Origin of the sequence: Sphingomonas echinoides, assembly GCF_029623395.1 — a bacterium.
In the GTDB taxonomy this organism is placed as follows: domain Bacteria; phylum Pseudomonadota; class Alphaproteobacteria; order Sphingomonadales; family Sphingomonadaceae; genus Sphingomonas; species Sphingomonas echinoides_A.
In genome coordinates, this window is sequence record NZ_JAPYKK010000022.1 from 57140 (window position 1) to 64491 (window position 7352).

Genomic DNA, 7352 nt, shown 5'->3' on the forward strand with positions numbered 1-7352 from the left:
CACAAAGACACGAAGACAGTGATGAGAGACCGTGCATGACCAGCGACGTCCTGACCTCGATTGAAGGGCCTGTCGGCCGGATCCGGCTCAACCGCCCGAAGGCGCTTCATGCGCTGACCACCGACATGTGCACTGCGATGCTCGATGCGCTCGACGCGTGGCGTGCCGACCCCGCGATCGAGGCGGTGCTGCTCGACCACGCCGAGGGCCGGGGCTTCTGCGCGGGTGGCGACATCCGGATGCTCGCGGAAAGCGGTGCGGCGGATGGCGTTGCGGCGCGCGCGTTCTTCCATACCGAATATCGCCTTAACCACCGGCTGTTTACCTACGCCAAGCCGACCGTCGCGTTCATGGACGGGATCACGATGGGCGGCGGCGTGGGCATCGCCTGCCCGTGCGATTTCCGCGTGGCGACCGAGAACACCAAGTTCGCGATGCCCGAGACCGGGATCGGTCTGTTCCCCGATGTTGGCGGCGGCTGGTATCTGTCGCGGCTGCCCGGGCGGATCGGGCAGTATCTCGCGCTGACCGGGCACCGGCTCGACGGGGCGGAGTGCCTCGCGCTGGGTCTGGCAACGCATTATTTGCCGAGCGTATCGCTGGACGACGCCAAGGCGCGGATCGCCGCCGACCCGCAAGCCATCGCGGCGACGCTCGACGCGATGAGCGAGGCCCCGCAGGACGCGAAGATCCTCGCGCAGCGCGAGGCGATCGACCGGCTGTTCGCCTCGGACGTGCTCGAGGATATCTACGCTGCGCTCGAAGCCGATGGCGGGGAATGGGCGACGCAGCAGCTCGCCACGCTGCGCACCAAGTCGCCGCAGACGATGAAGGTGTCGCTCCGCCTGCTCCACGAAGGCCAGATGATGGCGACGTTCGAGGACGAGATGCGGCAGGAATATGCGATCGGCTCGCGCGTCGTGCAGCGGCATGACTTCCTCGAAGGCGTCCGTGCGGTGATCGTCGACAAGGACAATGCCCCGCGCTGGGACCCGGCGACGCCGGAGGACGTGACCGACCACGTGATCGACCAAATCTTTGCGCCTCTCTCTCCAGCCGATGAATGGACCCCGGCATGACGTACGAAACGATCCTCGTCGAACAGCGCGACCGCGTCACCCTGATCACGCTCAACCGGCCCAAGGCGCTCAACGCGCTCAACAGCCAGATCCTCGCCGACCTGCTCGCGGCGATGGCGGCATTCGACGCCGATCCGTCGCAAGGCTGCGCGGTCATCACCGGCAGCGAGAAGGCGTTCGCGGCGGGCGCGGACATCAAGGAGATGCAGGCGCAGGGCTTTGCCGACATGTACGCGCATGACTTCTTTGCCGGGTGGGACCGCTTCACCCGCACGCGCAAGCCGATCATCGCGGCGGTCGCCGGCTATGCGCTCGGCGGCGGGTGCGAGCTCGCGATGATGTGCGACTTCATCCTCGCCGCCGACAGCGCAAAGTTCGGCCAGCCCGAGATCAAGCTCGCGGTCTCGCCGGGCATGGGCGGCTCGCAGCGGCTGACGCGCGCGGTCGGCAAGGCCAAGGCGATGGAGATGTGCCTCACCGGACGCATGATGGATGCGGACGAAGCCGAACGCGCCGGGCTCGCCTCGCGCGTGATCCCTGCCGCCGATCTGGTCGAGGAAGCGGTCAAGGTCGCCGCGACGATCGCGGGCATGGCCCCGCTTGCGGTGCTGGCGAACAAGGAAATGGTCAACGCCGCGTTCGAGACCAGCCTCAGCATGGGCGTGCAGTTCGAACGCCGCCTGTTCCACGCGCTGTTCGGCACCGAGGACCAGAGCGAAGGCATGACCGCCTTCGTCGAGAAGCGCCAAGGGGTGTGGACGGGACGATAGAACATCTGCCTCCCCTCCCGCTTGCGGGAGGGGCCGGGGGTGGGCTCCCGGCTGGAGGTGGAGTGGATCATTGCAACCGGGCGCCCACCCCTCGGTCCCCTCCCGCAAGCGGGAGGGGAGGAAGGAATAAGAAAAATGGCACGCATCGCATTCGTCGGGCTAGGCAACATGGGCGGCGGGATGGCCGCGAATCTCGCAAAGGCGGGGCATGACGTCCGCGCGTTCGACCTGTCGGCGGACGCGCTCGACCGCGCGAAGGCGGCAGGCTGTTTGCCCGTAGGGTCCGCCACCGCGGCAGCGGATGGGGCTGAAGCGATCGTCACGATGCTCCCCGCCGGTCGCCACGTCGAGGCCGTCTATGCCGAACTGTTCTCCGCGCACGTCTCGCCCGCGACGATTTTGATCGATTGCTCGACGATCGACGTCGCCACCGCCAAGCACGTTGCCGCGCTTGCGCTCGCCAACGGCATCACCGCCGTCGACGCGCCCGTGTCGGGCGGGATCGGCGCGGCCAATGCCGGCACGCTGACCTTCATGGTCGGCGGAACCGACGCGGGCTTCGCCACGGCCAAAACGGTCCTGGAGGCAATGGGGCAGGCGGTGATCCACGCCGGCGGCAACGGCACTGGCCAGGCGGCCAAGATCGCCAACAACATGCTGCTTGGGGCGACGATGGTCGCGACGTGCGAAGCGTTCCTGCTGGCCGAGAAGCTCGGACTCGACGCGCAGACCTTCTACGACATCTCCAGCGTCTCGTCGGGGCAAAGCTGGTCGATGACGCGCTATTGCCCGGTGCCGGGGGTCGGACCGGAAACGCCCGCCGACCACGATTATCAGGGCGGTTTTGCGACCGCACTGATGCTCAAGGATCTCAAGCTCGCGGCGGAAGCGGCGAAAGACGCGGATGCGAACACGCCAATGGGCGCGAAGGCGGCGGACCTCTACCAGCGGTTCGCGGACGCCGGGCAGGGCGGCCTGGATTTTTCCGCGATCATCAAGATGCTGCGCGGGTGACGCGGACGGTGCCGCTCAGTCGCACCGGCTGGGCGGCCCGCCATACCGCGCGAGATAGCTTCGGAGATCGTTCTGCAGCGTCAGCGCCATACGAATCGACGAATCCTCCAAGCCTTGCCCCGCCCGCTCGATATCGAGATCGCCGCGCGCAACCATCTCCAGCACCAGCAATGTCCCCGAAGACAGGTCGAGACCGATCTCACAACACAACTCGCCGACGGTCACGCGGGGGGCCGCGCATTCGAGCTTGAAGCAGGCGAGCGCGACATCCCATTTGAGGCCCGCAAAGCGGTCAGGCCCGAACCTCTCTATCCGGCTGCGGCGTGCGCGAAGCATTCGCGAGACCGTCAGAAAATCGGTTTCGAGCGTCCCGATCGGGGCGGTATCGATCAGGCACCGAACCGTCGCGATGAGCCGGCGCGGGCCGATGCCGTCCGATATGACCGATGCATGATTCTGCACACGCCTGAGCTTTCCGTCCGATCGAACGTAGCTCTTCGTCAGCGTGACCGGGTCGCCGGTTTGCCGCATCCACTCGACCACCGCGGTGTGCCGCGCCTGTTCCACGGGGTTGGTGAACTGGACGGCAACCTTCCCGATCAGTTCGCGTCGATCGCGCCCAAGGACCTCGCAATAGGCATCATCGACCGAGAGATAGGTTCCCGTCAGGTCAGTCAGCACGTGGGCGGTCGGCGCGGCAGGGTCGAGAAAACTTTGCAGGTTCATCACGTCCATAAATCTCGGGTGCAGATTCAATGCCCTAATTGATCCTTTTGCGCTATGGTACAGTGCCGGTCCGGCGGGTATCCAAGAGTGCACCGCTTTGCTGGGAGTGTCGCGCCATGCCTATGGGCGAATTCGGGGGGACGAATGCCGAGACGGGAGCCGTCGGCTCCGATGCGACCGGCGAGTCCACGGCAGCGCAGGCGCCGGGAAAGACCGAGGCGATGGCCGCCGTCATGATCGATACCTTCGGCGCGCGCGCATTGGCCGTCGTACAGGCGGAAGTCGACGCAGCGACACCCGAACAGCCGTCGGTCGCGGAAACATGGCAGCGGATCGCCGAAGCGATCCGCGACATGATCGCCGCGGCGGACGATCCTTCGCAGTAATTCAGAAGCGCAGGTCTTCGTAAACGCGCGAGACGTCGCCGTTCCAGGCACCGTGATATTTCTCGAGGAGCACCTCGGCGGGCACCTTGCCGGTGCGGACGACTTCGCGCAGCGGATCGAGGAAACCCGTCTCGTTGCTCCCGCCGCCGTCGAGCCGCGCGCGTGCGGTCAGGCCGGCGTGCGAAATGTCGAGCACCTCGCCAGCGATGTCGCGCAGTGTCCGTCCGCCCGCGATCGGCGCGTCGAGTCCGAGGCGCGGGACCGAATCGCGCAGCGTCTGGCGTTCCTCGATCGTCCAGTGCTTGACGAGGTCCCACGCCGCATCCAGCGCCTGATCGTCGTACAACAGGCCAACCCACAGAGCAGGCAGGGCACAGATCCGGCCCCACGGACCACCGTCCGCGCCGCGCATTTCGAGGAACGTCTTGAGACGGACTTCGGGGAAGGCGGTCGACAGATGGTCGTTCCAATCGTCGAGCGTCGGCGTCTCGCCCGGCAGGACCGACAATTCGCCCTCGAGGAAGTCGCGGAACGACAGCCCCGCCGCGTCGATGTAGCGGCCTTCGCGGTAGACGAAGTACATTGGCACATCGAGCGCATAGTCGGTGTAGCGGTCGTAACCAAAGCCGTCCTCGAACACGAACGGCAGCATCCCCGTGCGCGCCGGGTCGGTGTCCGACCAGATATGGCTGCGGTAGGACAGCATGCCATTGGGCTTGCCCTCGGTGAAGGGCGAATTGGCGAACAGCGCGGTCGCGAGCGGCTGCAGCGCGAGCCCGACCCGGAACTTGCGCACCATGTCCGCCTCGGACTGGTAATCGAGGTTCACCTGAATCGTGCAGGTGCGCAGCATCATGTCGAGCCCCATGCTGCCGACGCGCGGCATGTGGCGCAGCATGATCGCATAACGGCCCTTGGGCATGATCGGCAGTTCGGCGCGAGTCTTGTCCGGCCACATGCCGAGACCGAGGAACCCGATCCCGAACTTGTCGCCGATCGCCTTGACCTGTTCCAGGTGACGTCCGGTCTCGGCGCAGGTCTGGTGGAGGTTCTCGAGCGGCGCGCCCGACAGTTCGAACTGGCCGGCGGGCTCCAAGCTGATCGAGCCGTCGCTGCCGGACATGGCGATGACGTTGCCATTCTCCTCGACCGGCTTCCAGCCATAGGCCTGAAGCGCATCGAGCAGGTCGCGGATGCCGCCCTTCTCAGTGTAGCTTGGCGCATGATGATCGCTGTCGGCGTAGACGAACTTCTCGTGCTCGGTGCCGATCCGCCAGCGTTCGGGCGGCTTTTCCCCGGCTGCGAAACTCGCGACGAGCTGGTCGCGCGATTCGATCAAAGGCGAGGTCTTGATGGTGTCGGATCGCGTCGTCATCGTCGCGCCTTAGCGCTGTGGGAGGCCGCCCGCCAGCAGGTTTCGATCCGCCACCTACCAATCACCGCGCGCGGCCATCCACAGCGCGGTTGCAGCAGCGGCGGCGGTGTCCGCGCGCAAGATCCGGGGGCCCAACGTGATAGCGACGGCACTTGGCACGGCGCGGATCGCGTCGCGCTCGGCATCGTCGAATCCGCCTTCGGGGCCGATCAGGATCGCAGCGCTCGCTGGTCCCGTGCGCATTGCTTCCGCCGCCGGCACCCCGCCGGTTTCGTCGGCGAAATACAGGGCCCGGTCCGCCGGCCAGTCGCGTAGCAGAGCGGCGAGTTTGACGGGCTCGGCGAGTTCCGGGACCGCGGTTCGCCCACATTGCTCCGCCGCTTCGATCATGTGCGCACGAAGGCGCTCGCCGTTCAGTCGGTCTATGATGGTCCGCCGGGTCAGCACTGGCAACAGCCGCGCGACGCCGAGTTCGCACGCCTTCTCCGCGACCCAGTCGATCCGGCCCTTCTTGATCGGGGCTGCGCACAGCCACAGGTCGGGAACATGTTCTCGCTCGCGCAGCCGTTCGGTGACGTCCAGCATCAGGTCGCGCTTGCCGACGCTGGCGGCGATGCCGAGCCATTCCCCCGATTCGCCGTCGAACAGCTTCACCGGATCTCCTGGCTTCATCCGCATGACGGTGACGAGGTAATGCGCTTGCGCGCCCTCGATCCGCAACGGTCCGGGCAGGAGCGGGTGCTCGACGAACAGGCGCGGGGTGGATTGCGGCGGCCAGGCGGGGGTAGCGGGCATGGAGCCTCGTAGAGCGGATTGCCCGCGCAACACAATCGCGCGTCGCGGGTCGTATCGGAAGCTCTGCGTTCCTGTTCCCGTGCTATCGCTGTAAAACAGGCAGTAGAAAGCCGGGGAAAAGCGCATGACGGGGTACGGCCGGAGGATCTGGGTGCTGGCGGCGGGCACGTCGAGCATGGCGGGCTATGTCGATGCGGTCGGGTTCTTGAAACTGGGCGGGCTGTTCGTGTCGTTCATGAGCGGGAATTCCACCCGGCTCGCCGTCGGCATGATGGTCGACCCGCAAGTCGCGCGCATGGCGATCACGTTGCTGGCGGCGTTTGTCGGGGGGGTGGTTGCGGGTACGCTGATCTCGGCGGCGGCGGGATCGTGGCGCAAGCGCGTGATCCTGCTGGTCGTCGGCGGGTTGCTGGCGCTGTCCGGGGCGCTCGACCTGTATGGTTGGGATGGCTGGGCGACGCCGCTGATGGCGGCTGCGATGGGATGCGTGAACACCACCTTCCAGCGCGCAGGCGAAGTCAGCATCGGTGTCACCTACATGACGGGGACGCTCGTCAAATTTGGGCAGCGGCTGGCGGATGCATTGCTGGGCGGCCCGCGCTGGGGATGGGTGCCGTATCTGGCGCTTTGGCTTGGGCTGGTCGCCGGCGCGGTCGCGGGGAGCGTGATGTACCTTCGCTTCGGCACCGCTAGCATCTGGGGCGCGGCGGGGGTGGCGGTCGTGCTGGCGATCTACGCGATGTTCCTCGGACCGGCGGAACCGTCACGCGCGCCGCGAACGCGCGAAGCTGGCCGCTGAATGATGCCTGCTATCCTCAGAGTCCCAGATCGCAGAGGGACGGATGGTCTGCTGGGCGTTTGCCGAGCGGCCAGTGGAATTTGCGATCCTCCCCCCGGATCGGCAAATCGTTGATCGACGCGAAACGCTCCACCATCAGCCCTTGCTCGTCAAAGGCCCAATTCTCGTTGCCGTACGATCGATACCAGTGGCCGCTGTCATCGCGCCATTCATAGGCGAAGCGGACCGCGATCCGGTTTCCCGCATACGCCCACACTTCCTTGATCAGGCGGTAGTCCAACTCGCGCTGCCATTTGCGTGTCAGCAGCGCGGCGATCTCGGTGCGACCGGTGACGAATTCGCTGCGGTTCCGCCAGCGGCTGTCCTCGGTATAGGCCAGCGCCACCTGTTCGGGATTGCGACTGTTCC

The 7352-nt window shown here is 66.4% G+C and carries 9 protein-coding genes; 5 read left to right on the plus strand and 4 right to left on the minus strand.

Translation table 11 applies throughout. The features are described 5' to 3' along the window. The first annotated feature begins 35 nt into the window (after positions 1 to 35). The 3 genes from QBJ92_RS13405 to mmsB all read left to right on the plus strand — a co-directional run bounded on the left by QBJ92_RS13405 (position 36) and on the right by mmsB (position 2863). On the plus strand, positions 36 to 1079 hold the full coding sequence (locus QBJ92_RS13405) for an enoyl-CoA hydratase/isomerase family protein (protein ID WP_277970205.1): 1044 nt from the start codon (positions 36 to 38) through the stop codon (positions 1077 to 1079). Continuing rightward, the gene (locus QBJ92_RS13410) at positions 1076 to 1849 is read left to right on the plus strand and encodes an enoyl-CoA hydratase (RefSeq protein WP_277970206.1); all 774 of its coding nucleotides are present in this window, start codon (positions 1076 to 1078) and stop codon (positions 1847 to 1849) included. The genes QBJ92_RS13405 and QBJ92_RS13410 overlap by 4 nt, the downstream gene beginning before the upstream one ends. A gap of 135 nt (positions 1850 to 1984) precedes the next feature. After that, a complete protein-coding gene (gene mmsB / locus QBJ92_RS13415; RefSeq protein ID WP_277970207.1) occupies positions 1985 to 2863 on the plus strand; it encodes a 3-hydroxyisobutyrate dehydrogenase in 879 nt (292 codons plus the stop codon). 15 nt (positions 2864 to 2878) lie between these two features. Here mmsB and QBJ92_RS13420 read toward each other — a convergent pair whose 3' ends face one another. After that, positions 2879 to 3589, minus strand: a complete 711-nt coding sequence (locus QBJ92_RS13420; protein ID WP_277970215.1) for a PAS domain-containing protein — start codon at positions 3587 to 3589, stop codon at positions 2879 to 2881. A gap of 116 nt (positions 3590 to 3705) precedes the next feature. Between QBJ92_RS13420 and QBJ92_RS13425 the strand changes: the two genes are divergently transcribed. After that, complete coding sequence (locus QBJ92_RS13425; RefSeq protein WP_277970208.1) at positions 3706 to 3975, plus strand: hypothetical protein; 270 nt, start codon at positions 3706 to 3708, stop codon at positions 3973 to 3975. A gap of 1 nt (position 3976) precedes the next feature. On the opposite strand, the gene QBJ92_RS13430 is transcribed toward QBJ92_RS13425, so the two are convergent. Together QBJ92_RS13430 and QBJ92_RS13435 are read right to left on the minus strand one after the other, a co-directional pair. Then, entirely contained in the window at positions 3977 to 5350 is a 1374-nt protein-coding gene (locus tag QBJ92_RS13430; protein ID WP_277970209.1) for a glutamate--cysteine ligase, read from the minus strand. Between the two features lie 54 nt (positions 5351 to 5404). Continuing rightward, entirely contained in the window at positions 5405 to 6145 is a 741-nt protein-coding gene (locus QBJ92_RS13435) for a 16S rRNA (uracil(1498)-N(3))-methyltransferase (protein ID WP_277970210.1), read from the minus strand. Positions 6146 to 6269: 124 nt separating this feature from the next. Between QBJ92_RS13435 and QBJ92_RS13440 the strand changes: the two genes are divergently transcribed. Continuing rightward, complete coding sequence (locus tag QBJ92_RS13440; protein WP_277970211.1) at positions 6270 to 6944, plus strand: YoaK family protein; 675 nt, start codon at positions 6270 to 6272, stop codon at positions 6942 to 6944. Positions 6945 to 6960: 16 nt separating this feature from the next. On the opposite strand, the gene QBJ92_RS13445 is transcribed toward QBJ92_RS13440, so the two are convergent. Next, a partial coding sequence (locus QBJ92_RS13445; protein WP_277970212.1) for a nuclear transport factor 2 family protein occupies positions 6961 to 7352 on the minus strand: 392 nt, incomplete at its 5' end.

Bases quoted from the DNA above. Each gene is read 5' to 3' on its own strand.
- QBJ92_RS13425 (WP_277970208.1), top strand. From the start codon at position 3,706: ATGCCTATGGGCGAATTCGGGGGGACGAATGCCGAGACGGGAGCCGTC.
- QBJ92_RS13420 (WP_277970215.1), bottom strand. From the start codon at position 3,589: ATGAACCTGCAAAGTTTTCTCGACCCTGCCGCGCCGACCGCCCACGTG.
- QBJ92_RS13435 (WP_277970210.1), bottom strand. From the start codon at position 6,145: ATGCCCGCTACCCCCGCCTGGCCGCCGCAATCCACCCCGCGCCTGTTC.
- QBJ92_RS13405 (WP_277970205.1), top strand. From the start codon at position 36: ATGACCAGCGACGTCCTGACCTCGATTGAAGGGCCTGTCGGCCGGATC.
- QBJ92_RS13410 (WP_277970206.1), top strand. From the start codon at position 1,076: ATGACGTACGAAACGATCCTCGTCGAACAGCGCGACCGCGTCACCCTG.
- QBJ92_RS13430 (WP_277970209.1), bottom strand. From the start codon at position 5,350: ATGACGACGCGATCCGACACCATCAAGACCTCGCCTTTGATCGAATCG.
- mmsB (WP_277970207.1), top strand. From the start codon at position 1,985: ATGGCACGCATCGCATTCGTCGGGCTAGGCAACATGGGCGGCGGGATG.
- QBJ92_RS13440 (WP_277970211.1), top strand. From the start codon at position 6,270: ATGACGGGGTACGGCCGGAGGATCTGGGTGCTGGCGGCGGGCACGTCG.